This is a genomic window from Nonomuraea pusilla, from assembly GCF_900109355.1.
Lineage (GTDB): Bacteria > Actinomycetota > Actinomycetes > Streptosporangiales > Streptosporangiaceae > Nonomuraea > Nonomuraea pusilla.
The window spans coordinates 195,591-219,142 of the sequence record NZ_FOBF01000004.1 but is presented as its reverse complement, the minus strand read 5'-3'; the positions used below and the strand labels follow the sequence as shown (position 1 = coordinate 219,142).

Genomic DNA, 23,552 nt, shown 5'->3' with positions numbered 1-23,552 from the left:
GCAGAACGTACGGCGCGCCGCTTGCAGCCCGCTTTCACACCGCCGAAGCGCCCCGGGGGCACCGCCCGGCGGGCGCCGGCCGAAGCGCCGCGGCGGCGGCGGGCGTCAGCCGAAGAACACCTCGGCCTCGGCGTACCGCGACACCGGCACGGTCTTCAGCTCGGCCGTCGCCTCGCCGAGCGGCACGCGCACGATGTCGGTGCCGCGCAGCGCGACCATGGTGCCGAAGTCGCCCTCGTGCGCCGCGTCGATCGCCTGCAGGCCGAACCGGGTGGCGAGCACCCGGTCGAACGCGGTGGGTGTGCCGCCGCGCTGGATGTGCCCGAGCACGGTCGTGCGGGCCTCCTTGCCGGTGCGCTTCTCGATCTCCTTGGCCAGCAGCTCGCCGATGCCGCCGAGCCGGACGTGGCCGAACGCGTCGAGCTCGCCCGTCTGCAGTTCGAGCTGGCCCTCGATCGGGTGCGCGCCCTCGGCGACGACGAGGATCGGCGAGTAGCGGGTGCGGAAGCGGGACTCGACGTACTCGCAGACCCGGTCGATGTCGAACGGCTTCTCCGGGATGAGGATGACGTTCGCGCCCGCCGCCATGCCGGCGTGCAGCGCGATCCAGCCGGCGTGGCGGCCCATCACCTCGCAGATCAGGGCCCGGTGGTGCGACTCTGCGGTGGTGTGCAGGCGGTCGATGGCCTCCATCGCGATGTTGACGGCCGTGTCGAAGCCGAACGTGTAGTCGGTGCCGGACAGGTCGTTGTCGATCGTCTTCGGGACGCCGACGACCTTGACGCCGCGCTCGTAGAGCTGCCTGGCGACGCCGAGGGTGTCCTCGCCGCCGATCGCGATGAGCGCGTCGACGCCGGTGGCCCGGAGGTTGTCCTTGATCCGGTCGACCCCGCCCTCGATCTTGATCGGGTTCGTGCGGGAGGAGCCGAGGATGGTGCCGCCGCGGGGCAGGATCCCGCGCACGGCCTGGATGTCGAGCGGCATGGTGTCGCCTTCGAGCGGGCCGCGCCAGCCGTCGCGGAAACCGACGAACTCGTGGCCGTGGACGCTGACTCCCTTCCTCACGACAGCCCTGATCACAGCGTTGAGACCGGGGCAGTCGCCGCCTCCGGTGAGCACTCCGATACGCATGGCGGGTTCCTCCCGACGGGTTGTCCGACCACAATCGATTGTGCACGTCGGCACGGCAGTGGTCTAGACCAAAACGCGCGGCCGGTGAACCGGAACACCGATCAGGAGGCGATTGCGTGAGTGTGTTGGCCATCGACGCCGGGACCACCGGCGTCACCGCGCTCGTGGTGACCGAGGACGGCCGGATCGACTCCAAGGGGTACGAGGAGTTCGCCCAGCACTTCCCCCGGCCGGGCCAGGTGGAGCACAACCCGGAGGAGATCTGGCAGGCCACGCTCGCCGCGTGCGCGTCCGCGCTGCGCAGGGCCGCCACGGCGCCCTCCTGCGTCGGCATCACCAACCAGCGGGAGACGGCCGTCCTGTGGGACAGGCGGACCCTCGCCGCGCCGAGGCGGGCGATCGTCTGGCAGGACCGCCGCACGTCCGGCATCTGCCAGGAGCTGCGGGAAGGCGGGCACGAGCCCCGCGTGTCCGAGCTGACCGGGCTGCGGCTCGACCCGTACTTCACGGCGACCAAGCTGACCTGGGTCGCCCGGCACGACCCCGGCGTGTGGGAGGGCGTGACGTCGGGCCGGGTGGTGTGCGGCACGGTCGACTCGTACCTGATCGCCCGGCTCACGGGGGGCGCGCGGCACGTCACCGACCCGTCGAACGCCTCGCGCACCCTGCTGTACGGGCTGGAGTCAGGCGGCTGGGAGCCCGAGCTGTGCGCGCTGTTCGGGGTGCCCGAGGGGGCGCTGCCGGAGATCGTGCCGAACCACGGCGTGATCGGCCGCACCGATCCCGCCGCGTTCCTCGGGCTGGACCTGCCGATCAGCGGCGTGGCGGGCGACCAGCAGGCGGCGCTGTTCGGCCAGACCTGTTTCGACCCCGGCGACGTGAAGTGCACCTACGGCACCGGGTCGTTCATCCTGGCCAACACCGGGGGCGAGATCGTCCGTTCCGAGGCGGGGCTGCTCAGCACGGTGGCCTGGCAGACGCCGTCGGGCGAGCGCACGTACGCGCTGGAGGGGTCGATCTTCGTGACCGGCGCGGCGGTGCAGTGGCTGCGTGACGGGCTGGGACTGATCGGCACCGCGCCGGAGTCTGAGGCGGTGGCGCGCACGGTGCCCGACAGCGGCGGCGTGGTGTTCGTGCCCGCGCTGACCGGGCTGGGGGCGCCGTACTGGGAGCCGGAGGCGCGCGGCCTGATCACCGGCATCACCCGTGGCACCACGCGCGCGCACCTGGTGCGCGCCACGCTGGAGGCGATCGCGTTCGAGGTGCGTGACGTGGTCGAGGTGATGGCGTACGGATCGGTGCCGGTGCTGAAGGCCGACGGCGGGGCGAGCTCCAACGACCTGCTGATGCAGGTGCAGGCCGACCAGCTCGGCGCGCCGGTGGAGCGGCCGGTGATCCAGGAGACGACGGCGCTGGGCGCGGCGTTCCTCGCCGGGCTGGGCTCGGGCGTGTGGGGGTCGACCGCGGAGCTGCGCAAGACCTGGCAGCTCGACCGGCGCTTCGAGCCGGGCGCGCGCGACGACGCGGCGTACGGGCGCTGGCGGGAGGCGGTCCGGCTGGCGTCGCACGGATCGTCAACCGGGGGTTGACCGGAGGCGATCGTCAACGCAGGGTTGACGCATGGAAGGAACCGTCCGGCTCGACGACCTCATCTCCGTCGTCAGGAGCCGTCACCCCGACGGCGACCCGCTCGGGCAGCTCGCCGACGCCGTGGCGCTCGGCGAGCACCTGGGCGAGGTGGCCGACCACCTGATCGGGCACTTCGTCGACCAGGCGCGGCACGCGGGCGCGTCCTGGACCGAGATCGGGCGCAACATGGGCGTCAGCAAGCAGGCCGCGCAGAAGCGCTTCGTCCCGAAGGAGGGCGGCGGCTCGCTCGCCGACGACCTGCGCGCCTTCGCCCGCTACGACGACGGGGCCCGGGTCGCCGTCGTCGCGGCCCAGGAGGAGGCGCGCGCGGACGGGCACCGCCACATCGAGCCCGCGCACCTCGTGCTGGGCCTGCTGCGCGAGCCCCACGGGGTGGCCGCCCGCGCGACGGCCGCGCTGGGCGCCTCCCCCGAGGCGGTGCGCGGCGCCATGGCCGCCGCGCTGGGGGCGGGCGGCGCGCCGCAGCCCTCCGCGCCGCCACAGGGGCCGCCGCAGGGACCTCCGCAGGGGCCGCCTCCGGGGCCGCCGTTCTCCGCCCAGGGCAGGAAGGTCCTGGAGCTGGCGCTGCGCGAGGCGCTGCGGCTCGGCCACGCCCACGTCGGCACCGAGCACCTCCTCCTGGCCGTGCTGTCGCTCAGGGACGAGCCCGCCGCACGGGCCCTGAACGCTCTCGGGGTCGCCAGGGACCCCGCCGAGCGGGAGATCGCCCGCCTGCTCGGCGAGACCCCCCGGACGCCGGGGCCCTAGCCCGTCCCACGCGTGGAGGACAGCCCGCGCGCCCCGGGCCGCGCCGCGGGGCCGCGGGCGAAGCGGGTCAGCAGGTTCGTCGTCGCCCTGCGGGTGAAGGGGGCCGCCGACTCCGGCACCCCGTGGCCGCAGCTCCGCCCCCGCATGCCGCAGACCCAGCGCATCGTGCCCGAGGCGAACACCCCGGCCCCGCTCGGCGCCGTGTAGTACGTGGTGTGCGAGACGGTCTGCCGCCCCCCGCAGGAGAAGTGCGACTCGGCCAGCACCTCGATGTCCTCGGGCGACCCCGGCGAGACGCGGTCGGTCTCGACCCCCGCCATGCCGGGGAAGCGGGTGCCGCGGGTGCCGGCGAAGATCCAGTGCCGGGGGCGGCTCACCGTGTAGGCGCCCTCGGCGGGGAAGCAGTCGTACATCTGGCCCACCAGGGCACTCTCCGGCTCCGTGTCGCGCCACAGGCGGCAGCGCCGCTCCTTGTCGCACTCGACCGTCCTGTCGCCCAGGCCGATGCGCCAGTAGACGGCGTTCGCGCCGAGGAAGGCGAGGTTCGTCCCCTGGTCCCTGGCCCGGGTGACCACCGCGCGCATCTGCGGCGACCAGTACTCGTCGTGGCCGAGCGAGACCACCGCGCGGGCGCCGTCGAGCACGCCCGGCTTGAGGTCGAGGCTGGTCAGGTACGCGAGCGGCACGCCGCTCCGCTCGGCGACGGCGAACGCCTCCTGCTCGAAGTCGAGGAAGAGCCGCGCGCCCGACCCGTCGTACGGGCGGTCGAAGGTGACCGCGCGGGAGCGGTCCTCGAACCCGCCGGGCCCCTTGTACAGGCTGCGCCCGCCCCACAGGTTGTACGCCTGCCAGGTGGTGACGGCGTTCACCATGACGACCTTGCCGCTGGTGGAGGCCGACCGCACGGTGACGGGGACGTAGCGCTGGGCGCCGGTGGAGGCGTCCAGCCTGATCAGGTAGGGGCCCTCGGCCCAGCCGGCGGTGCCGACCGTGAGCGAGGGACGCCAGTGCGCGGCGGTGACGGTGCCGCGCACGGTTCTGGCCGGCGGCTGCCGCTCGCCCTTGACCTGCGCCGACCTCCACACGGCGGTGGGCTCGGCGCCCATGCGGAAGGCGGTGGCGGTGAAGCGCGGCGCGGTGGTGGAGACGTGCAGCGCGAACTTCTCCCCCGGCAGCACGCTGACCCGGTCGGCGTAGCCCTCGATCTCGTGCTCGGCGCCGCGCCTGTCCAGCCGCCAGGAGGCCGGCAGGTCCGCGGGGGGCCGGGACGGCGCGGCCGAGGCGGCGGGCGCGGCCGGCGGGGGCGCGGGCGCCGGGCGGGCCTGCTCGGTGGCGGGCACGGCCGAGCACCCGGCGGCCAGCAGGGCGAGTACGATGATCAGCTTGCGCACGCGCACATGATCACAGGAGCGCCGCCCCCGCGGGACGCGACTTGGCGAACTCCTTACGGCCGCGTCACGGCCCCATCTCCGAAGCGCCTCACGGCCGCGTCACGGACCCATCTCCAGAGGCAGGACGCACGCGGGGCTGTCGACCTCGTGCACCTCGCCGGTGGGCTCGGGCACGCCGTCCTTGATGGCGAACACGGCGACGCCGCCGGAGCGCTGGTTGGCGACGTACATGCGGTCGCCGTCGATGGCGAAGTGGCGGGGCCAGTCGCCGCCCGAGGGCACCTCGGCGACCATGGACAGGTCGCCGGCGCGCAGCACGGAGACCGTGTTCGGGCCCCGGTTGCCGACGTAGACGAGGTCGCCCTCCAGCAGCAGGTGGGAGGGGTGGTTCGGGCCGGGCACGGCGGAGGCGGGCGCCGCGGAGGCGCGGCCGTCCTCGATCATCCAGACGTTGCCGTCGAGCTCGCCCGCGACGTACAGCCGGCCTCCGGAGAAGGCCAGGTGGCGAGGGCCTGCGCCGGGCTGCAGGGTGAGGGGCTCCAGGGCGGTGCCGTCGGGCAGGTAGCGGCGGATCTCGTCGGTGCCGAGGTCGGCGACGTGGATGACGCCGTCGTGGAAGACGCACTGGTGGGCGTGCGAGCGCTCCTGCCGGTCGGCCACGGGGCCGCAGCCCTCGTGCGGCAGCACGACCGGGTCGCCGGTGAACGCGCCGCGGGCGTCGAGGTGGTGCAGGCTGACGGTGCCGTCGCCGTAGTTGGCCACGGCCAGGAGCGTGCCCGAAGGGTCGACGGCCACGTGGCAGGGGGTGTCGCCCTCGCTCGGCCGCTCGGCCAGCGGCACGAGGACGCCGTCCGCGGTCTCCTCCCCCGCCGCGGAGAAGGCGGTCAGCCAGCCGCGCTCCAGCTCGCCCACGGCGTACAGCACCGGCAGGGACGGGTGGGCCGCCAGGAACGACGGGGACGCGACGCGGGTCAGGCCGCCGCCGAGGGTGACGATGCCGGGGCCGTATCCGCCCACGTACAGGTGCTTCACAGGGGGCATCCTCTCATGGTTGACTATGGCAATGAATTCTTTGACGGAGGCAAGGGTCTCTGAGGTCCGGGCCTTCAACAGGTTCTATACGAAAGTGATCGGGCTGCTGCAGGCGGGCATGCTGGACTCGCCGTACTCGCTGACCGAGGGAAGGGTCATCTTCGAGCTGGCGCAGGCCGCGCGGATGGAGACCGGCGAGCTGCGCGGCCTGCTCGACCTCGACGCGGGCTACCTCAGCAGGATCCTCGCCAGGTTCGAGACCGACGGGCTGATCACCCGCGAGCGCTCCGCCGCCGACGCGCGCAAGCAGGTCGTCGCGCTGACCCCGGCGGGCACGCAGGCGTACGCCCACCTGGACAGGCGCTCGACCGAGGAGATCGAGGCCATGCTCGCGCGGCTGACGGAGGACGGCCGGCGCCGCCTCGTGGAGAGCATGGCCGCCATCAGGACCCTCCTCGGGTCCAACGCGCGCCACCAGGGGTACGTCATCAGGCCGCCCCGCACCGGCGACCTGTCCTGGGCCGCCCACCGCCACGCCGAGCTCTACAGCGAGGAGTACGGCTGGGGCACCGAGTTCGAGCAGCTCGTCGCGGGCATCCTCGCCGCGTTCGACCCGGCTCGCGACGCCGGCTGGATCGCGGAGGTGGGCGGCGAGCGGGCCGGCTGCGTCTTCTGCGTCCACCAGGACGACCGCACGGCCAAGCTGCGCATGCTGCTGGTCGAACCGTCCGCCCGGGGGCTCGGCATCGGGCGCAGGCTCGTGGACGAGTGCGTGCGCCACGCGCAGTCCCACGGCTACGAGCGCGTCGTCCTGTGGACCCGCGACTGCCTGACCAGCGCGCGGCGCATCTACGCGGCGGCCGGGTTCCACCTCGACTCGACCGAGCCAGGCGTCGAGAACGGCGTCGAGGTCGTCGAGGAGATGTGGTCGCGCGACCTGCGGCCCACCGGTTCAGCGGCCCCGCCGGACGCCTGAGGCCGGGCGGCGCGGCGTCAGGGACGGAACGGGCGGCACGGTGTCAGGGGGGAACGGGCGGCACGATGTCAGGGGCGGAACAGGCGGCGCGGTGTCAGGGGCGGAACGGGCCCGTCACCTCGAACGTGCAGCCGTCGGTGCGTCCGCGCCTGGCCGAGAAGTAGAGCCGCGCGCCGTCGGGCGAGAACGCGAGGCCCGTCAGCTCGGCACCGTCGTGCCCGGCCAGCCTCAGGAACGGGGTGACCTCGCGGTCGGGGGCGATCACGTGGATCTCCGTGGTCTCCCTGGAGACGTACAGGTCGCCGGAGGGGGCGGCGGTGACGGCGCGCACCCCCGAGCACAGCCGGTCCAGGCTGGACGCCTGCGCGTCGTACGCCCACAGCGTCGTGCCGCCCTTCGTGGTGAAGTAGCAGACGCCGCCCGCGTAGTGGCAGCCGTCGCCGCCGTCGAAGTGGCGGGCGGCCTCGACCTGGTAGCGGGTGGGCGTCAGCAGCGCCGCCGGCGACGGCACCTGCCGCCACTCGCCCGAGCCGCACAGCACCTCCAGCGTGCCCTCCGTCAGGTCGCCCCAGTCGCCAGGACGGAACCGGTAGAAGCAGCCGTCGGGCTCGTCCTCCGTCAGGTAGACGACGCCGCGCTCCGGGTCGCAGGCGGCCGCCTCGTGGCGGAACCGGCCCATCGCCAGGCGGGGACGCGCCGCGCGGGCGCCGTACGGGTCGCACTCGAACACCCGGCCCCGGTGCCCCAGCTCGCACGACAGCCAGCTGTGCCACGGGGTGGCGCCGCCCGCGCAGTTGAGGTCGGTGCCCGACAGGATGCGGTAGGCGTCGGCGATCGAGCCGTCGGGACGGAAGCGCAGCGCCGACGCGCCGCCGAGCAGCGGCAGCTCCGAGTTCGAGACGTAGATCCAGCCGGCGCCGTCGGGGAAGCAGGCGCCGCCGTCGGGGGCGGCGTGCCAGGTCAGCCCGGCGACCTTCTGGCCCGAGCGGGCCACGACCCTGCCGAAGAAGCCGGGGGGCAGGGCCAGACCGTCGGGACCCGGCCGGCCGGGCGGGCCGTACGGGCCGGCTCCGCCCTGCAAGAGCGGGCCCGTGCGGAGGAGCGTCTTGTGGGACATCGTGGGGCCTCCCTCTGGGTGCCACGCTAGTCGACCGCACGGACATGAATGGCAGGGATTCGCCAGATCAAACTCTGCGCAAACCCCGCGCGCCCGGCACCCGGCCGCCGGATGGCGACCGCCTTCCCGCCCCGTCCCACGCGGACGGCGAACGTCCTCGCGCTCCACGCGGCCGTCCTGGCGGTGGGGGGGCGGTTCCGCTAGACGTCGCTCCTCGTGGGGCGGCCGAGGACGGCGAACCAGCGGCCGTGGTCCTCCGCCAGCTCGACCCCCGCGAACCCCGCCCGCGCGGCCAGGGCGGGCGCGTCGCGGGCCGAGACGCGCGCCCAGCGGAACCAGGAGCCGGCCTCCTCGCCGCGCCGCAGCCGCACCAGGTCCACCCCGCTGGCGCTGCCCGGAGCCCCCACCTCCGCGATCACCTCGCCGCCCGGCCCGACCAGTTCGCGCACGCGGCGCAGCAGTGCCAGGGGGTCGCCGCCGATGCCGATGTTGCCGTCGGCGAGCAGCGCCGTCGCCCAGCGCCCGGCGCCCGGCACCGGGCCGAACACGTCCCTGCACAGCGCCAGGCCGCCCGCCCGCCGGGTGAGCCGTACGGCGTGCGGGGTGACGTCGATGCCGAGCGCCGCCACCCCCCGCCGGGCGAGCGCCACGGTGAGCCGCCCGGGGCCGGAGCCGACGTCCAGCGTGGGGCCGCAGCAGCGGGACAGCATCGCCTCGTCGCCGTCGATCGGCTCGCTCCGGCGCGCCGCGTCCAGCGGGACCCTGCCGCCCGCCACGTCCTCGACGTCCACCTCCGCCCCCGCGAGCGAGCGCGCGTACAGCTCGCCGATCATCCGGCGGCCCCGGCGCCGAGCCCGGCCAGGGTGGCGGCGAAGCGGGTGCCCGGCGCCAGCCCGGCCACCAGCCGCGCGGACGCCGCGTCGTCCACGTCGGTGAGGCACGGCAGGAACGCCACGGACAGGCCGCGCAGCCGCCCGAGCTGCGCCCTGCCGGTGTCCGGCCTGGACATGGGGACGCCGACCAGCCGCGCAGGGTCGGGACGGCGCAGCCCGAGCAGCCAGAACCCGCCGTCCGTGGCGGGCCCGAAGACGGCGTCGTGCCCGTCCAGCGTCTCGGCGGCGCGGGCGAGGAGCGCCGGGGTGAGCTGCGGGGTGTCCATGCCGACGAGCACGACGGGCAGGGGGCGCAGGGCGTACGCGTCGTGGAAGGCCCAGGCCAGCCGCTCGTCCAGGCCGGCGCCGCGCTGCCTGACGAGGTCGAACCCCGGCACGTCGGCGTCGTCGTCGAACGCCAGGACCCGGGCGGCGGCGGGGGCCGCGCGCACGGCGGCGAGGGTGTCGGCCAGAGCGCCCGCCGCCAGCTCGGCGGCCTCGGACGGCGTGTACGGCGGGGTGAGGCGGGTCTTCACCCGGCCGGGGCGGGGGCGCTTGGCGAGCACGACGATCTGCGCGCGGTTGCTCATACCCCGGCACGCTAGATCGACGAGGGCTGGTCAGCTCTTACGTGCTGCTTACGGCCGGGCACGGCTCGACGCCGCTCACCCCGGGGCACGGCCCCGTGCCGCTCGGATCGGGGCACGGCTCGGCGGAACCGGCGGCGCGCGGGAGCCCGGGGGCTCTTCCGGCTCCCGGGCTCCGTGCGGCGGCGACGTCAGCGCTGGGCCTGGAACATCCAGTGCTGCTTGTCGATGTCCTGGGCGATGGTGATGAAGAGGTCCTGCGTCACCGGGTCGGCCTCCTCGGTGGCCCGGATGCGCTCGTACATGCGCTTGCTGACCCCGGCCAGGATGTCGGTGACGGTCGCGACGACCTTGCCGTCCTCGATCCAGCCGTGCTCGGGCTGCTGCAGCCGGGTGGACTTCGCCACGGTCGCGGACCGCCCGTCGGGGCTGGACCCGAGCGCCACGCACCGCTCGGCGACGGTGTCCATGTGGGCGCGGGCGAGGTCGGTGAGCTCGTCGAGCTGCAGGTGGATCGCCCTGAAGTGCGAGCCGACCAGGTTCCAGTGCGCCTGCTTGGCGACGAGCGAGAGGTCGATCAGATCGACCAGGGCGCCCTGCAGTGCCTCGACGACGGTGTTCTTGGCATCCCCTGAGAGCGGACCGGTGATCGTAGCCATGTTCTGGTTCCTCCCCGTCGGTCGGATTTCTCCCTATTTAGAACGAAATATCCGAACTCGCTCTTCCGAAACGCCGAACGTTGACAGTGTCACGATGACAGTGTCACTGTGAAGGTATGAGCGACACCTGGACCATCGGCGAACTGGCCGAGCGGGCGGCCGAGGCGCTGCAGGCGCTGCGCGACGGCGGCGCGCCCGCCGGCGCCCCCGTCACCGGGCGCGTCATCGGGCGCGTCAGCGGGCGCGTCCGCGACGTGCCCGGTGAGCGGCTCATCCGGTGGTACACGACCATCGGGCTGGTCGACCCTCCGCTCGCCAGGCGCGGCAGGGTCGCCCTGTACGGCCGCCGCCACCTCCTCCAGCTCGTCGCCGTCAAACGCCTGCAGGCGGCGGGGCGCTCGATCGCGGAGATCCAGGCGGCGCTGGCCGGGGCGCCGGACGCCGCGCTGGAGGCCGCCGCCCGCCTCACCGCCCCGCCCGCTCCCCCGCCCTCCGGCCGGGAGGCGCCCCCTGTTCCCGCCCCCGCCGCCCGTACCGGCCCGGACGGGGCGTCGCCGGGCCGCTTCTGGACGCGCCGCCCCACCGGGCCGGGCGCGGAGAACGGCGCCGGGCGCCAGGGAGGACCCGTGCCGGGCGACGGCGGGCGGGCGGTCTCCGGGAACGGCGGGCTCCCTCGGGAGGGACTGGTGTTCGGGGTCAGGCTCGGCGACGGGGTACGGCTCGTGCTGGACGCGGCGCGCGCCCCGTCGGAGGAGGACGTTCAGGCGGTGCTCGCGGCGGCGGGCCCGTTGCTCGCGGTGCTCGAAGAAAGGGGACTGACATGAAGATCACTTCGCTGGAGCCCGCCCGGTGCCTGCCGGTGCCGGACGCCGGCTTCGGCGCGCTGGTGACCGGGCGCGGGAACCTGCCGCTGGAGAGCGTCGACGTCGCCGCCGACATCTCGGGCCTCGTCGCCGGGGTGGAGGTGACGCAGGGGTTCCGCAACCCGTACGACGTCACGCTGGAGGCCACGTACGTCTTCCCGCTGCCGGAGAGGGCGGCGGTCACCGGCTTCCGCATGGAGGCCGACGACCGCGTGGTGGAGGGCGTGCTGAAGGAGCGCGGCCAGGCCAGGGCCGACTACGAACGGGCGCTGAGCGAGGGCAGGCGGGCGGCCATCGCGGAGGAGGACCGCCCGGACGTGTTCACCATCAGGGTGGGCAACATCCTGCCCGGCGAGCGGGTCTCAGTGCGCCTCACCATGAGCCAGCCCCTGCCGTACGAGGACGGCGCGGCCACGTTCAGGTTCCCGCTCGTGGTGGCGCCCAGGTACGTCCCCGGCAGGCCGGTGGACGGGCCGCCCGCCGGGGCGGGCACCGCGCCGGACACCGACGCGGTGCCGGACGCGTCCAGGATCAGCCCGCCGGTGCTGCTGCCCGGTTTCCCCGACCCGGTGCGGCTGTCGCTGACGGCCCGCGTGGACGGGGCCGGGCTGGAGCTGCGCGAGCTGGCCTCCAGCCTGCACGTCGTCGAGGAGGACGGCGGCACGGTGCGGCTGCGTCCCGGGGAGCGGCTCGACCGCGACTTCATCCTGCGGATGGCGTTCGAGGCGTCCACGTCGCTGCAGCTCGACCGCCGGGACGGCGACGCCGCGGGGACGTTCGCGCTCACGGTCGTGCCGCCCCCGGTCGAGGCGGCACGGACGCCGCGCGACCTGGTGCTGCTGCTCGACCGTTCGGGCAGCATGGGTGGCTGGAAGATGGTGGCCGCGCGCCGGGCCGCCGCCCGCATCGTCGACACGCTGACCGCGCGCGACCGCTTCGCGGTGCTCGCGTTCGACTCGGTGGTCGAGGAGGCGTTCGAGGGGCTGGTGGAGGCGTCCGACCGCAACCGCTACCGCGCGGTCGAGCACCTGGCCAGGGTGGACGCGCGCGGCGGCACCGAACTGCTCGACCCCCTGCGCAGGGCGGTCGCGCTGCTCTCCCCCGAGGAAGGCAGGGAGCGGGTCGTGGTGCTGGTGACCGACGGCCAGGTCGGCAACGAGGACCAGATCCTGGAGCAGGCGGGCGGCGCTTTGTCGGCGATGCGCGTCCACGCCGTGGGCATCGACAGGGCGGTCAACGCCGGGTTCCTCGGCAGGCTGGCCGGGCTGGGGGCGGGCCGGTGCGAGCTGGTCGAGTCGGAGGACCGCCTCGACGCCGCCATGGAGCAGATCCACCGCCGCATCGGCGCGCCGCTGGTGACGGACCTGTCGCTGAAGGGGCTCGACGTCGAGCCCGAGACCGTCACCCACCTCGGCTCGATCTTCCCAGGCGTGCCGCTGCGCGTGTACGGGCGCCACCGCGAGGGCTCCTCCGTCACCCTGGGCGGCCTCGCGGGAGGCGCGCCGTGGGAGGAGCGGGTGACCGGCACCCCCGTGGACAACCCGGCCCTGCGCGCCGTCTGGGCCCGCGCGCACCTGCGCGAGCTGGAGGACCGGTACGCGATGGGCGAGCACGACCTGGAGGAGCGCATCGTCCGCACCTCGCTGGAGTACGGCGTGCTGTGCCGGTTCACGGCGTACGTCGCGGTGGACAGCAGGCAGGTGGCCGAGGGCGGGCCCGAGCACCGGGTGATCCAGCCGGTGGAGCCGCCGAGCGGGTGGGAGCCGCCGTCGGCGCCGCCGGTGTCCGGGACGTTCTTCGCGCAGGCGGCCATGACGGCGGCCGTGCGGCCGGCGCCCAGGATGCGGCTGCCCGAGCCGGGGCTCCCCGCCGGCGACGATCTCGACCTTCCCGACTTCCTCGACGCCGGCCCCGCCGGACCGGCGCCCGCCGGGGCTCCCGTCCCTGGCCGGCCGGCCGGTCCCGCCGGGCGGGGGCCGGGGGGCGGTCCGGGCTTCCCGAAGCAGCCGGCCGGTCCCGTCGTGCCGCCCTCGGCGCCCAAGCGCGGGTTCGCCGCGCCGGGGTTCGCCCGGCCGTCCGCCCCGCCGCCCGTGAACCGGCTGGACGCGATCAGGCCGCAGCTCGTGGCCGAGCTGGAACGGCTCAGGGCGCTGCCCGTGCCCGACCCGCTGTACCTGGCGGACCTGGGGTCGCGTCTCGCGGCGCTGGCGGCGTACCTGGGCGGGCACGAGGAGCTGGCGACGCTGGCGAGGGAGCTGGAGGCCGCCGAACGGCCGGGCACGGACCTGCGGGCCCTGCACGACGGCGCCGTCCGGCTCCTGACCGCCCTGACCCGCCGCACCCCGCCGCCCACGACGCCATCGGGCCCGGCGGCGCCCCAGGACCAGGAGGGACCGGCGGCGCCCCAGGATCAGGAGGGACCGCCCGCCCGGCGCCCCTTCTGGAAGCGCGCCTGACGACCGCCCGCCCCGCACCCCGGCGCGCCGGCTCCGAGAGAGCACGGCACGCCGGGCAGCGGCGGCAGGCAGGCCTGCAAGCCTGGAACGGCGAGAAGGCGCGGCGTCGGCGGTGCGCCGCGGGGCGCGAGGTCGCGGGAGGGGCGCCGGTGGCCGCGGGGCAGGAGCTGGTGGGAGGGGCAAGGGTGTGTCCCGGGGTGGCGGGACGGGCACGGGGGCGTCCCGGGGCACGAGGGTCGCCGGAGGGGCGCGGGTGCGTCCCTGCGCCTCATACCCTGGACGCGTGACGACACTTGTCCTGGATGGCGGCCTCGCCACCCACCTGGAAGCCCTCGGCGCCGACCTGCGCGACGAGCTCTGGTCCGCGCGCCTCCTCCTGGAGGACCCCGGCCTGGTCAGACGCGTCCACGCCGACTACTTCGCCGCGGGCGCCGACGTGGCGACGACGGCCAGCTACCAGGCGTCCATCCCCGGTTTCCGCAGCCGGGGCCTCGACGCGGCCGAGGCGGAGCGGCTCATCAGGCTGTCGGTCGAGCTGGGGGCCCAGGCCCGCGACGAGGCGGGCGGCGGCCTGGTCGCCGCGTCGGTCGGCCCGTACGGCGCGTACCTGGCCAACGGGGCCGAGTACACGGGCGAGTACGACCTGGACGAGGACGGCCTGTACGCCTGGCACCGTCCCCGGTGGGAGATCCTGGCGTCGGCCGGGCCCGACCTGCTGGCGTGCGAGACGATCCCGTCGTACCCGGAGGCGCGGGCCCTGGCGCGGCTGCTGCGGGAGACGCCCGAGGTCAAGGCGTGGGTGAGCTTCTCCTGCCGCGACAGCGCGCACCTGAACGACGGCACGCCGATCACGCAGGCGGCGGCCCTGTTCGCGGGCGACCCGCGCGTGGTGGCGGTGGGCGCGAACTGCACCGCTCCGCGCCACATCCCGGGGCTGATCGCGGCGCTGGACGGCGGGCTGCCGGTCGTCGTGTACCCCAACTCGGGCGAGACATGGGACGCCGGGAACCGGCGCTGGCTCGGCCTGGCCGACCCGGTGGAGTTCGGGCAGGCGGCCAAGGAGTGGCGTCAGGCGGGCGCGTCGCTGATCGGCGGCTGCTGCCGTACGACGCCGGAGCACATCAGGCAGGTCCGCGCCCACCTGTCCTGAGCCACCACAGCACGAGCAGCGCCCCGGCCAGCGCCACGGCTGCCACCACCCGGTACCCGGCGCCCATGCCGTGGGTCGCCATGACGGTGCCCATGACCGCGACGCCGACGGCGCTGCCGAGCTCCCTGGCGGCGCTGTTCAGCCCGGAGCCGAGCCCGGCCCGCTCGGGCGGGAGCGCCGCCATGATCTCGTGGGAGAGCACGGGCAGGCACAGGCCCATGGAGGAGCCCATGACGAGGAGCCCGGCGGCGTACAGCGGGTAGGGCATGGCGGCGTCGGCGAACGACAGCAGCGTCAGCCCTGCGACGTTCCCCGCGAGTCCGGCGGCGACGGCGACGGGGGCGCGCAGCCGTCCGGCCCGCCGCGACACGACGATCATGGGGATGGTCAGGGGCACGATGGCGACGCCGGTGAGCAGCGGGGAGAAACCCTTCACGTCCTGCAGGTAGCGGGCGTTGACGAAGAACAGCGCAAACAGCCCGAAGAACACCACGGCGACGCCGAACGCGCCCGCCCGCAGCCGCCGGCGGGCGAACAGCCGGGGGTCGAGCAGCGGCCGCGCCGCCCTGAGCTGGTGGGCGGCGAACGCGGCGGACAGCGCGGCGGCGGCGGCGAACGCGCCGAGCACGAGCCCGCTCCCCCAGCCCGCTTCCGGCCCTTCGATGACGCCGGTCAGCAGCGCCACGGAGGCGGCGGTGAGCAGCGCGGCGCCGGGCAGGTCGAGCGCGGCGGGGTGGCGGGGCACGCGCGGCACGACGGCGGCCACGGCCGCCGCGAGCACGGCGGCGAGCAGGACGGGCACCGCGAACAGCGCCCGCCAGGGCAGGAACTGCATGACGAGCCCGCCGCCGAGGTTGCCGACGACGCCGGCTGCGCCGGTGGCGGCGGTCCACGAGGCGACGGCCCGTCCGCGCTGCTCCGCCGGGTACGCGCCGACGGTCAGGGCGAGGGTCGCGGGCATGACGAGGGCGGCCCCCGCGCCGCTGAGGGCCCTGCCCGCGACGAGGACGGCGACGTCCGGCGCGAGCGCGCTGGCCAGGCAGCCGAGCGCGAACACGCCGAGCCCGGTCAGGAGCACGCCTTTGCGGCCGTAACGGTCGCCCGCCGCGCCGCCGGGGATGAGCAGGCAGGCGAAGACGATGACGTACGCGTCGACGATCCAGAGGAGCTGCGCCTGCGAGGGGCGCAGCGCGCTCGCGGCGAGCGTGGGGATGGCGAGGTTGACGGCGGCCACCAGGGCGACCGCGAGGATCACGGAGGAGACCATGAGGGCGGTGATCCGGCCGCGGGCGGGATGCCCGGTGCCGGGCACGCCGGTGGGGGTCGAGCTGGTCGTGGACATGGCAGAGCCTTCACGAGGTGTGGGCGGACGGATGGGGAGGCCTCCTGCCGCTCACCGTAGACTCGGCCGTGACTTGACCTCAAATGCAACTTCGACAGGTGATACATGCGCCGGACGCAACCCAGCCTCGACCTGCTGATCGCCCTGGACGCCCTGCTGGAGGAGGGCAGCGTGTCGGCGGCGGCCAGGCGGCTGCACCTGTCGGAGCCCGCGATGAGCCGTACGCTGGGGCGCATCCGCAGGGCGATGGGCGATCCGGTCCTGGTGCGCTCGGGGCGGCAGATGGTGCCGACGCCGCGCGCGCTGGCGGTGCGGGGCGAGGTGCGGGCGCTGGTGGAGGCGGCGGCCCGGGTGTTCACGCCGCAGGGCGCGCTCGACCCGGCGACGCTGGAGCGCAGCTTCGTGATCCTGGCGTCCGACTCGGTGGTCACGGCGGTGGCGGTGCCGCTGCTGACGGAGGCGGCGCGGTCGGCGCCGGGCGTGACGTTCCACTTCATCCCTGAGGGGCACGCCGACGTGACGGCGCTGCGCGACGGCGCCGCCGACCTGGAGGTGACGGTGATCCGCGGCGAGGCGCCGGAGACGCGGGTGGAGCCGCTGCTGCGCGACCGCCTGGTCGGCGTCGTACGGCCCGGCCACCCGCTGCTGGACGGCCCGGTGACGGCGGAGCGCCTGGCGGCGGCCGAGCACCTGGTGACGTCGCGCAGGGGCAGGACGCGCGGGCCGCTCGACGAGGCGCTGGCCGCGCTGGGGCCGGCGCGGCGCGTCGTCGGCTCGGTGCCGACGTTCGGGGCGGCGCTGCCGGCGGTGCGTGAGACGGACCTCGTCGGCATGACACCGGAGCTGCTCACGAGAGGGCTGGTGGAGGCGCTCGGGCTGGTGACGTTCCCGCTGCCGGTCGAGCTGCCCGACCTGACGCTGTCGCAGGCGTGGCACCCCCGCAACGACGCGGACCCCGCGCACGCCTGGCTCAGGGAGCGGGTGCGCGGGGTCCTGACCCGCCTGGGCAGCCTGCGGGACGCCTAGGCGGCGGCGCGTTCGGGGGTGCGGCGGCGGCCGAGCAGGGCGTCGAGCGCGAGCGCGCCTCCGCCGGTGAAGCCGACGGCCAGGCTGGCGGCGGCCAGGGTCAGCACGAACTCGTAGCCGCCATCCCCGGCGCCGAAGCCGTTCTGGCCGTGGACGAACACGACGGCGCCCAGCATGTCGAGCGCCAGCAGGGCGCCGGCGACGGGCAGCGCCGCGCCGAGGATCAGGGCGAGGCCGCCCACCACCTCCAGCACGGCCACCACGGGTGCGGCGACGCCGGGCAGCGGCACCCCGGCGGACTGGAAGAACTGGGTCGTCCCCGCGATGCCCATCGTGGCGAACTTCTGGTACCCGTGCACCAGGAAGACCGCTCCGACGGCCACCCGGGCGAGCAGGAGTGCGACGGGACGCGCGTGGTCGGTCATGGCGACCTCCTCGAAAAGTAGTTCAGATTTGAACAAGCACTCTAGCCCTAAAGTTCAAATCTGAACAACAAGTACACTTGGCCCGTGACGGACATCCGGTGGCTCGACGAGACGGAGATGGCCGCGTGGCGGGCCTTCCTGTCCACCTCCCACCTCCTCGAACGCCGCATCGAGGAGCAGCTCAAGGCCGCTGCGGGGCTCACCCACCCGCAGTACGAGATCCTGGTGCGGCTGGCGGACGCCCCGGGGCGCAGCATGCGCATGACGGAGCTGGCCAGGGGCGTGGTGGTGTCGAAGAGCGCGCTGACGTACCAGATCACCCAGCTCGAGAAGGCGGGGCTGGTGGAGCGGGCGACGTGCCCGTCGGACGAGCGCGGCGTGCTCGCCGTGCTCACGGACGCGGGGCGGCGCTGCCTGGAGCGGGTCGCGCCGGGGCACCTGGAGGTGGTGCGGGCCTACCTCATCGACCGGCTCAGCCGCGCCGAGCTGGAGACGATGACGACCGCCATGACGAAGACGGAGCGGGCCCTGCGCACCTGACGGCCCGGGGAACCCCACCGGGCCTGGGACGCGCCGCCGCGGCGGCCCTACTGCCTGGCGGCGGCCGCGCGGGCCGCGCGCTCCATCTCGACCTTGGCGCTGGCGGCGTACTTGTCGACGTACTCCTGGCCGGACAGCTCCATGAGGGCGTACATGATCTCGTCGGTCACGGCGCGCAGCACGAGCCGGTCGTCCTCCATGCCGTAGTAACGGGAGAAGTCGAGCGGCTTGCCGAACCTGACGCCCGGGCGGATGCCGAGCTTGGGCACCGGACGGCCGGGCGGCATCATCTCGAAGGTGTTGACCATGGCCCACGGGATGACCGGCGCGCGCGACATGAGCGCCAGCCTGGCCACGCCGGTCTTGCCCTTGTAGAGGCGGCCGTCGGGCGAGCGGGTGCCCTCGGGGTAGATGCCGAGGACGTCGCCCTCGCGCAGGATGCGCAGACCGGTGCGCAGCGCCGCCTCGCTCGCCTTGCCGCCGGAGCGGTCGATGGGCACGGTGCCGACGCCGCTGAAGAACATGCGGGTGAAGAAGCCCTTGATCCCGCGCCCGGTGAAGTAGTCGGACTTGCCGAGCGAGATGACCTTGCGGCGCAGGTGGAGGGGCCCGAAGAAGTGGTCGGCGAACGACAGGTGGTTTCCCGCCAGGATGGCCGGGCCCTGCTTCGGCACGTTCTCCACCCCTTCCGCCCACGGCCGGAAGACGACGTGGAGGAACGGCCCCAAGATGGCCTTGACCACCCAGTAGAACACGCGGCCACCTCTTCTCTTCGTCATATTGTCGGCAAGCAGAGTCATCTTCCCATCCCGGATGGGATGCTCCTACACCCGCTCTCGCACAATCCCCTCAGAACGTGCGACGATCGGGCAGTTCCGGGATGAAATTCCACGGAGGTGCTGTTATGCCGCTCATGCCAGGCGCGGAGCCCTACCACCACCAAGCAGGCCAGGTCGGTGTGCTGCTGTGCCACGGGTTCACCGGCACCCCGCAGTCGCTGCGGCCCTGGGGCGAGTTCCTCGCGGGGCACGGCGTGTCCGTGTCACTGCCCCGCCAGCCCGGCCACGGAACGAGATGGCAGGAGATGAACCGTACCCGCTGGGAAGACTGGTACGCCGAGGTGGAGAAGGCGTTCGAGGACCTCAGGGGGCGCTGCGCCGACGTGTTCGTGGCGGGCCTGTCGCTGGGCGGCTGCCTGGCGCTGCGGCTCGCCGAGGTGCACGGCGAGGCGATCAGGGGCGTGATCGCGGTCAACCCGTCGATCGCGAACGACGTGCCGCTGCTGCGGCTCGCGCCGGTGCTGAAGTGGTTCCTGCCGTCGGTGCCCGGAGTGGCGGGCGACGTCAAGAAACCCGGCGTGACCGAGCTGGGCTACACCCGCACCCCGGTGAAGGCCGCGGCGTCGCTGCCGCGGCTGTGGTCGCTGGTGCAGGCCGACCTGGCGAAGGTGACGCAGCCGCTGCTGGTCTTCCACAGCACGGAGGACCACGTGGTGAAACCCACCAGTGTGGCGATCATCCGCCGGAAGGTCCCCCAGGCCACGATCGAGGAGCTTACCGATAGCTACCATGTTGCGACGCTGGACAACGATGCCGACAGGATCTTTGCCGGGAGCCTCGACTTCATCCGTGCGCATGCCTCGGTACCCTTGCAGAGGGACTGATCGCACCCAGGGGGAAGTCGCGATCGCTGCGGAGAGGCCCATCTAGGTGACGCCCCAGAGTGACGAGGACGAGGTCTGGCGGCAGATCGTCGCGTCCTTCAACGACACAGCCGAGCGCGACTCGGCCGACCAGCCGTGGCCCGACAGCGAGAACCTGCCGCCGGAGCCCACGCGCAGGGTGGTGCGGCCACCGGAGGAGCCCGAGCCGGCGGGTCACGGGCCGTACGCCGAGCCGCCCGGCCCCGGCGTCGACGCGGGCGACCCCGACGACGAGGACGAAGGCCACTACGAGCCGCCGCCCCCTCCCCCGCTGCCCAAGCTCGACCTGCCGACCAAGCTGGCCTGGGTGGCGCTGTTCGGCGGCCCCGCCTACCTCCTGGTGGCGGCCATGGCGAGCTGGCAGATGGAGGGCTGGGCGCTGTTCACGGCGGTCGCGGCCTTCATCGGGGGGTTCGTCGCGCTGGTGGTGCGCATGGGCGACGGCCCGCCCAACGACTCGGGCTGGGACGACGGCGCCGTCCTCTGACAGCGCCCCGGGGGGCCGGGGCCGGCGTCAGGAGTCGCGGGACGAGCTGCCCTTGAGCGCGAACGACTCGACGACGTCGGTGTAGCGGTCGGCGGAGTCGACCGCGTGCCCCACGGCCCACACCGCGCCCTTGCCCGGCAGGTACGCGAGGGCCTGGAGCCGCACGCTGCTCCTGCCCTTCTCGGCCCGGCCCCTGATGATCTCGCAGGCGTCCTTCTCGCAGCGCAGCGTGAACGGCTCGGCGGCGTGCGCCGGGTCGTACCCGGCCATCCAGTAGCGGCCCTTGCCGTCGCCGGTGACGCCGTACAGGCGGGCGCCGGAGTCGGGCAGCCGCTGCTCCCTCCACTGCTTGCCGTTCCAGGTGAGGACGAGCGGGCTGATGTCGCCGGGCCCTCGGTAGACGCCGCCGACGGCGACGGCCCGCCTGGGGCTGTCGACCTGCACGTCACGCAGGTAGCCGCCGGGCACGTCGGGCAGGCGCATGGCCTTCCACGCGCCGTCGGCGTAGCGCATGACCAGTGGTTCGCTGCCGGTGTCGCCGACGGCGAAGCCGCCCGACACCGCGTACAGGGCGCCGGTCTCCTTGGTCTCCTGCACCGTCCACCCGCCGTTCTGGCCGGTGAGGATGAGGCCGTTGCGCTCGCGGCTGCCGACCGCCACGACCTTGCCCTGCCTGGCGTCGACGCCGCCGAGCCAGTCGCCGGCCCGCAGCCCCTGCGCCCTGACCCGTTCGAAGCCGTTCACGTCGCCGTGGGCGAGGTACGGCAGCCCGTCGTGCCCGTCGCCGACGGCCCACACGTCGGAGGCCCCGGCGGCGGCCAGGGCGCGCAGGTTGCCCGCGGCCGTGGCGTCGCTCACCGGCACCTCCGTCCAGGCGCTGCCGTTCCAGTGGCGGATCGTGCCGCGGTTCTTCCAGACGTCCCAGATCTCCTGCTGGCCGACCGCCCACACGTCGCCCCCCGACAGGGCGAGCACGTCGGACAGCGAGCCGTCGGCCGCGAGCCGCACGCTCGTGGACCGCTGCCACGCCTCGACCGACGGGCCGGGATCGGCATGCGCGGCAGGCGTGACCGGCGGCACGGCCACGGACGCCGCCAGGATCAAGGTGAGCGCACGCCGCTGAGAGCGACGGGTCATGAGCAAATGCTACGGGCTGCGCGGCGGCGCTCGCCCGTCAGGGGCGCAATCCCAGCTCAGCGACCACGGGCAGGTGGTCGCTGGCGGCCGTCAGGTCCGACGGGGCCGCCTGCGCCCCTCCGCAGGACACCACGCGGACGCCGGGCGCGGCGAAGACGGCGTCGATGCGCTCGGCGGGCCGGCGGGCGGTGAAGGTCAGGCCGTCGCCCTCCGGGGCGGCCGGGTAGCAGTCGGCCAGCCGGGCCGCCAGGTAGCGCCAGGCGGGCTGGTGAGCCTGCTCGTTGACGTCGCCCGCGAGCACCACGGAGGCGTCGTGCGCGGCCGCGGCGCGCTCCATCAGCGCCGCCGCCTCGCTCGCGTGGTGGAGCCTGGCCGAGCCGTTCAGGTCGAGGTGGAGGGAGCCGACGGCGAGCCTCGCGCCCTCGACGTCCAGCACGGCGACGGCGAGGGCGCGCGCCTCCAGCCCGGCGAACACCCGCAGCCGGTGCAGCCGCGCGTCCAGCACCCGCGCCCGGGGGCCCGCCAGCACGGCCACGCCGCCGACCCGTCCGGGGGTGGCCAGGCGCAGCCCGGCCGTGGCGGCCAGCGCCCGCCGCCTGGCCCCGGAGAGCAGGAACCTGGGCGCCTCCTGCAGGCACACGACGTCGGCGCGCAGGGCGGTGAGGACGCGGGCGAGCGCGGCCCGGTCGTCGCGCAGGCCGCGCACGTTGTACGTGGCCACCCGCACGGTCACGTACGCGCCCCCGCGCGGGGCCGGGGGCGGGTCGTGGACGTCCACAGGCGGCGGGGCGCGCTGGTCTAGCGGTGCCTGGCCAGGTCGGCGGCCCCGACGACGCCGGCGGACGCGCCCAGCTCGGCCAGGCGGACCTCCGCGAAGGGCCGGTGCTCACGCCCGGTGAGCCGCCGCGCGAACTCCTCGCGGGCCCGGTCGATGAACAGGTCGGCGGCGCGGGACACGCCGCCGCCGACGATGAAGCAGCCGGGGTCGAGGATGGCGGCGAGGTCGGCCATGCCCTGCCCGAGCCACTCGGCCAGCTCGGCGAACGCCGCGAGGGACGCGGTGTCGCCCTGCCGGGCGGCCTCGGTGACCTCCTCGCCCTCGATCGTGCCGCCCGACAGCCCGAGCAGGATCCTGGCCCGCTCCGGCTGCACCTCGGCGATCTCCCTGGCCGCCTTGACCAGGGCGTTGCCGCTGGCGTACTGCTCCCAGCAGCCGCGGTTGCCGCAGCCGCACAGCCGCCCGTCGCGGACGACCTGCATGTGGCCCAGCTCGGCGCCCATGCCCCAGCGGCCCCGGTAGAGCCGCCCGTCGAAGACGAGGCCGCCGCCGATGCCGGTGCCCAGGGTCAGGCAGACGACATGGGACTGCCCGCGCCCGGCGCCGAACCTGGTCTCGCCCCAGGCCATGGCGTTGGCGTCGTTCTCGATGACGACCGGCAGGCCGACCAGGCCGGCGATCTTCTTCTGCAGCGGCTCCTCGCGCCAGGCGAGGTTGGGGGCGAAGCGCACGATGGACCGGGTCTCGTCGACGAACCCGGCGGCGCCGACGCCGACGGCCTCGACGTCCCTGCCCGCCGACAGCTCGCCCACCACCTCGGCGACGGTCTGGGCGACCACGTCGGGCCGGTCGGCGGCGGTGGGCCTGAGGGTGTGCGCGACGATCTGGCCCTGGTCGTCCACGACGCCTGCGGCGACCTTCGTCCCGCCGATGTCGACACCGATCGTGAGCATGCCCCGCGCCCCCTATCCGAGGTCGATGTGTTCCACGTTGTCCCGGCCGTGCCCGCTCGCGTCGTCGCGGTCGTCGCGGGCGCCGGGGGTCCTGTCTCGGGGGCCGCGCGGCGCGGGCCTGCTGAGGGCGTCGAACGCCCCGCGCACGGCGGCGAACAGCTCGCCGCCCGCCGCCGCCAGGTGGCCGGCCACGTCGGAGCCCGACTCGCGCTGCGCGGCGATCGCGCGGCAGACCGGGCAGGCGCGGCAGATGTACTCGTCGTGCGGCTCCGACACCGCCTCGCTCCACACGTCGCGCTCGCGCCCGCCCCCGGAGGAGGAGCGGCCGGAGAAGGAGCCGCCGGTGAAGGAGTTGAGCACGGTCTTGCCGACCTCGCGGGTGGCGCGGTCCTGGAGCGCCTCGAACAGCTTGCGTGCCTCGTCGGCGACGGTGCCGATCGGGTCTCTGCCCGGCTCCCTGCGGGAGTCGCCGGGCTCCCTGTTCGGGTCCCTGCCCGGATCTCTGTCGTTGCTCTCGGTCATGTGGCCCTC

24 protein-coding genes are annotated in these 23,552 nt (G+C 74.8%); 10 read left to right on the top strand and 14 right to left on the bottom strand.

Annotation, left to right across the window (positions count from 1 at the left end; translation table 11 throughout):
- Positions 1 to 105: 105 nt before the first annotated feature.
- Positions 106 to 1,131 carry a 6-phosphofructokinase gene (locus BMX74_RS10015; RefSeq protein WP_055503176.1) on the bottom strand — a complete coding sequence of 342 codons (1,026 nt, stop codon included), beginning with the start codon at positions 1,129 to 1,131 and terminating at the stop codon, positions 106 to 108.
- 116 nt (positions 1,132 to 1,247) lie between these two features.
- Here BMX74_RS10015 and glpK point away from each other — a divergent pair, with 116 nt between their 5' ends.
- Together glpK and BMX74_RS10005 are read left to right on the top strand one after the other, a co-directional pair.
- Positions 1,248 to 2,720 (top strand): glycerol kinase GlpK, encoded by a 1,473-nt coding sequence (gene glpK, locus BMX74_RS10010; RefSeq protein WP_055503177.1) that lies wholly within the window; start codon positions 1,248 to 1,250, stop codon positions 2,718 to 2,720.
- A gap of 31 nt (positions 2,721 to 2,751) precedes the next feature.
- Positions 2,752 to 3,528, top strand: coding sequence for a Clp protease N-terminal domain-containing protein (locus BMX74_RS10005; RefSeq protein ID WP_091099833.1), 777 nt, complete (start codon positions 2,752 to 2,754; stop codon positions 3,526 to 3,528).
- Here the strand turns inward: BMX74_RS10005 and BMX74_RS10000 are convergent.
- Positions 3,525 to 4,919, bottom strand: coding sequence for a N,N-dimethylformamidase beta subunit family domain-containing protein (locus BMX74_RS10000; RefSeq protein WP_091100143.1), 1,395 nt, complete (start codon positions 4,917 to 4,919; stop codon positions 3,525 to 3,527). The genes BMX74_RS10005 and BMX74_RS10000 overlap by 4 nt on opposite strands.
- A 99-nt stretch (positions 4,920 to 5,018) precedes the next feature.
- Positions 5,019 to 5,960 carry a lactonase family protein gene (locus BMX74_RS09995; RefSeq protein WP_091099830.1) on the bottom strand — a complete coding sequence of 314 codons (942 nt, stop codon included), beginning with the start codon at positions 5,958 to 5,960 and terminating at the stop codon, positions 5,019 to 5,021.
- 85 nt (positions 5,961 to 6,045) lie between these two features.
- Here BMX74_RS09995 and BMX74_RS09990 point away from each other — a divergent pair, with 85 nt between their 5' ends.
- On the top strand, positions 6,046 to 6,927 hold the full coding sequence (locus BMX74_RS09990) for a bifunctional helix-turn-helix transcriptional regulator/GNAT family N-acetyltransferase (protein ID WP_256256857.1): 882 nt from the start codon (positions 6,046 to 6,048) through the stop codon (positions 6,925 to 6,927).
- A gap of 94 nt (positions 6,928 to 7,021) precedes the next feature.
- Here BMX74_RS09990 and BMX74_RS09985 read toward each other — a convergent pair whose 3' ends face one another.
- From BMX74_RS09985 to BMX74_RS09970, 4 genes are all read right to left on the bottom strand, one after another.
- Positions 7,022 to 8,044: an alkaline phosphatase PhoX gene (locus BMX74_RS09985; protein WP_055503182.1), complete on the bottom strand. Its 1,023-nt coding sequence runs from the start codon at positions 8,042 to 8,044 to the stop codon at positions 7,022 to 7,024.
- Between the two features lie 200 nt (positions 8,045 to 8,244).
- Positions 8,245 to 8,877 (bottom strand): class I SAM-dependent methyltransferase, encoded by a 633-nt coding sequence (locus BMX74_RS09980; RefSeq protein WP_091099826.1) that lies wholly within the window; start codon positions 8,875 to 8,877, stop codon positions 8,245 to 8,247.
- Positions 8,874 to 9,506, bottom strand: coding sequence for a TIGR04282 family arsenosugar biosynthesis glycosyltransferase (locus BMX74_RS09975; protein WP_055503184.1), 633 nt, complete (start codon positions 9,504 to 9,506; stop codon positions 8,874 to 8,876). The genes BMX74_RS09980 and BMX74_RS09975 overlap by 4 nt, the downstream gene beginning before the upstream one ends.
- Positions 9,507 to 9,694: 188 nt before the next feature.
- The gene (locus BMX74_RS09970) at positions 9,695 to 10,162 is read right to left on the bottom strand and encodes a Dps family protein (protein ID WP_091099824.1); all 468 of its coding nucleotides are present in this window, start codon (positions 10,160 to 10,162) and stop codon (positions 9,695 to 9,697) included.
- A gap of 116 nt (positions 10,163 to 10,278) precedes the next feature.
- On the opposite strand from BMX74_RS09970, the gene BMX74_RS09965 reads away from it, so the two are divergent.
- The 3 genes from BMX74_RS09965 to mmuM all read left to right on the top strand — a co-directional run bounded on the left by BMX74_RS09965 (position 10,279) and on the right by mmuM (position 14,631).
- Positions 10,279 to 10,986, top strand: a complete 708-nt coding sequence (locus BMX74_RS09965) for a MerR family transcriptional regulator (RefSeq protein ID WP_091099822.1) — start codon at positions 10,279 to 10,281, stop codon at positions 10,984 to 10,986.
- Positions 10,983 to 13,481, top strand: a complete 2,499-nt coding sequence (locus tag BMX74_RS09960) for a VIT domain-containing protein (RefSeq protein ID WP_091099819.1) — start codon at positions 10,983 to 10,985, stop codon at positions 13,479 to 13,481. The genes BMX74_RS09965 and BMX74_RS09960 overlap by 4 nt, the downstream gene beginning before the upstream one ends.
- A 283-nt stretch (positions 13,482 to 13,764) precedes the next feature.
- Positions 13,765 to 14,631 carry a homocysteine S-methyltransferase gene (mmuM, locus tag BMX74_RS09955; protein WP_091099816.1) on the top strand — a complete coding sequence of 289 codons (867 nt, stop codon included), beginning with the start codon at positions 13,765 to 13,767 and terminating at the stop codon, positions 14,629 to 14,631.
- Here the strand turns inward: mmuM and BMX74_RS09950 are convergent.
- Positions 14,603 to 15,973, bottom strand: coding sequence for an MFS transporter (locus BMX74_RS09950; RefSeq protein ID WP_091099813.1), 1,371 nt, complete (start codon positions 15,971 to 15,973; stop codon positions 14,603 to 14,605). The genes mmuM and BMX74_RS09950 overlap by 29 nt on opposite strands.
- 105 nt (positions 15,974 to 16,078) lie before the next feature.
- Here BMX74_RS09950 and BMX74_RS09945 point away from each other — a divergent pair, with 105 nt between their 5' ends.
- Complete coding sequence (locus BMX74_RS09945) at positions 16,079 to 16,999, top strand: LysR family transcriptional regulator (RefSeq protein ID WP_055503189.1); 921 nt, start codon at positions 16,079 to 16,081, stop codon at positions 16,997 to 16,999.
- On the opposite strand, the gene BMX74_RS09940 is transcribed toward BMX74_RS09945, so the two are convergent.
- The gene (locus tag BMX74_RS09940; RefSeq protein WP_055503190.1) at positions 16,996 to 17,424 is read right to left on the bottom strand and encodes a DoxX family protein; all 429 of its coding nucleotides are present in this window, start codon (positions 17,422 to 17,424) and stop codon (positions 16,996 to 16,998) included. The two genes, BMX74_RS09945 and BMX74_RS09940, sit on opposite strands and share 4 nt — an antisense overlap.
- 84 nt (positions 17,425 to 17,508) lie before the next feature.
- Between BMX74_RS09940 and BMX74_RS09935 the strand changes: the two genes are divergently transcribed.
- Positions 17,509 to 17,964, top strand: a complete 456-nt coding sequence (locus tag BMX74_RS09935) for a MarR family winged helix-turn-helix transcriptional regulator (RefSeq protein WP_055503191.1) — start codon at positions 17,509 to 17,511, stop codon at positions 17,962 to 17,964.
- 47 nt (positions 17,965 to 18,011) lie between these two features.
- Here BMX74_RS09935 and BMX74_RS09930 read toward each other — a convergent pair whose 3' ends face one another.
- The gene (locus tag BMX74_RS09930) at positions 18,012 to 18,719 is read right to left on the bottom strand and encodes a lysophospholipid acyltransferase family protein (RefSeq protein WP_055503192.1); all 708 of its coding nucleotides are present in this window, start codon (positions 18,717 to 18,719) and stop codon (positions 18,012 to 18,014) included.
- A gap of 149 nt (positions 18,720 to 18,868) precedes the next feature.
- Here BMX74_RS09930 and BMX74_RS09925 point away from each other — a divergent pair, with 149 nt between their 5' ends.
- Together BMX74_RS09925 and BMX74_RS09920 are read left to right on the top strand one after the other, a co-directional pair.
- Entirely contained in the window at positions 18,869 to 19,627 is a 759-nt protein-coding gene (locus tag BMX74_RS09925; RefSeq protein WP_082534875.1) for an alpha/beta hydrolase, read from the top strand.
- Positions 19,628 to 19,673: 46 nt separating this feature from the next.
- Positions 19,674 to 20,153: a hypothetical protein gene (locus BMX74_RS09920; protein ID WP_055503194.1), complete on the top strand. Its 480-nt coding sequence runs from the start codon at positions 19,674 to 19,676 to the stop codon at positions 20,151 to 20,153.
- 27 nt (positions 20,154 to 20,180) lie between these two features.
- On the opposite strand, the gene BMX74_RS09915 is transcribed toward BMX74_RS09920, so the two are convergent.
- From BMX74_RS09915 to BMX74_RS09900, 4 genes are read right to left on the bottom strand one after another with little or no spacing between them, the layout of a single operon-like run.
- Positions 20,181 to 21,290 (bottom strand): hypothetical protein, encoded by a 1,110-nt coding sequence (locus BMX74_RS09915; protein ID WP_055503195.1) that lies wholly within the window; start codon positions 21,288 to 21,290, stop codon positions 20,181 to 20,183.
- Positions 21,291 to 21,327: 37 nt separating this feature from the next.
- Complete coding sequence (locus BMX74_RS09910; RefSeq protein ID WP_236714697.1) at positions 21,328 to 22,068, bottom strand: endonuclease/exonuclease/phosphatase family protein; 741 nt, start codon at positions 22,066 to 22,068, stop codon at positions 21,328 to 21,330.
- A 20-nt stretch (positions 22,069 to 22,088) separates the two neighbouring features.
- Entirely contained in the window at positions 22,089 to 23,021 is a 933-nt protein-coding gene (locus BMX74_RS09905) for an ROK family glucokinase (RefSeq protein WP_055503196.1), read from the bottom strand.
- Positions 23,022 to 23,033: 12 nt separating this feature from the next.
- Positions 23,034 to 23,543 (bottom strand): DUF5304 family protein, encoded by a 510-nt coding sequence (locus BMX74_RS09900; RefSeq protein WP_055503197.1) that lies wholly within the window; start codon positions 23,541 to 23,543, stop codon positions 23,034 to 23,036.
- Between the last annotated feature and the right edge of the window lie 9 nt (positions 23,544 to 23,552).

Excerpts from the sequence above, each read along its gene's own strand:
- BMX74_RS10015 (WP_055503176.1), bottom strand. The coding sequence starts at position 1,131 with ATGCGTATCGGAGTGCTCACCGGAGGCGGCGACTGCCCCGGTCTCAAC.
- BMX74_RS10005 (WP_091099833.1), top strand. The coding sequence starts at position 2,752 with ATGGAAGGAACCGTCCGGCTCGACGACCTCATCTCCGTCGTCAGGAGC.
- BMX74_RS09995 (WP_091099830.1), bottom strand. The coding sequence starts at position 5,960 with ATGCCCCCTGTGAAGCACCTGTACGTGGGCGGATACGGCCCCGGCATC.
- BMX74_RS09985 (WP_055503182.1), bottom strand. The coding sequence starts at position 8,044 with ATGTCCCACAAGACGCTCCTCCGCACGGGCCCGCTCTTGCAGGGCGGA.
- BMX74_RS09980 (WP_091099826.1), bottom strand. The coding sequence starts at position 8,877 with ATGATCGGCGAGCTGTACGCGCGCTCGCTCGCGGGGGCGGAGGTGGAC.
- BMX74_RS09975 (WP_055503184.1), bottom strand. The coding sequence starts at position 9,506 with ATGAGCAACCGCGCGCAGATCGTCGTGCTCGCCAAGCGCCCCCGCCCC.
- BMX74_RS09970 (WP_091099824.1), bottom strand. The coding sequence starts at position 10,162 with ATGGCTACGATCACCGGTCCGCTCTCAGGGGATGCCAAGAACACCGTC.
- BMX74_RS09965 (WP_091099822.1), top strand. The coding sequence starts at position 10,279 with ATGAGCGACACCTGGACCATCGGCGAACTGGCCGAGCGGGCGGCCGAG.
- BMX74_RS09960 (WP_091099819.1), top strand. The coding sequence starts at position 10,983 with ATGAAGATCACTTCGCTGGAGCCCGCCCGGTGCCTGCCGGTGCCGGAC.
- BMX74_RS09950 (WP_091099813.1), bottom strand. The coding sequence starts at position 15,973 with ATGTCCACGACCAGCTCGACCCCCACCGGCGTGCCCGGCACCGGGCAT.
- BMX74_RS09945 (WP_055503189.1), top strand. The coding sequence starts at position 16,079 with ATGCGCCGGACGCAACCCAGCCTCGACCTGCTGATCGCCCTGGACGCC.
- BMX74_RS09940 (WP_055503190.1), bottom strand. The coding sequence starts at position 17,424 with ATGACCGACCACGCGCGTCCCGTCGCACTCCTGCTCGCCCGGGTGGCC.
- BMX74_RS09925 (WP_082534875.1), top strand. The coding sequence starts at position 18,869 with ATGCCGCTCATGCCAGGCGCGGAGCCCTACCACCACCAAGCAGGCCAG.
- BMX74_RS09915 (WP_055503195.1), bottom strand. The coding sequence starts at position 21,290 with ATGACCCGTCGCTCTCAGCGGCGTGCGCTCACCTTGATCCTGGCGGCG.
- BMX74_RS09905 (WP_055503196.1), bottom strand. The coding sequence starts at position 23,021 with ATGCTCACGATCGGTGTCGACATCGGCGGGACGAAGGTCGCCGCAGGC.
- BMX74_RS09900 (WP_055503197.1), bottom strand. The coding sequence starts at position 23,543 with ATGACCGAGAGCAACGACAGAGATCCGGGCAGGGACCCGAACAGGGAG.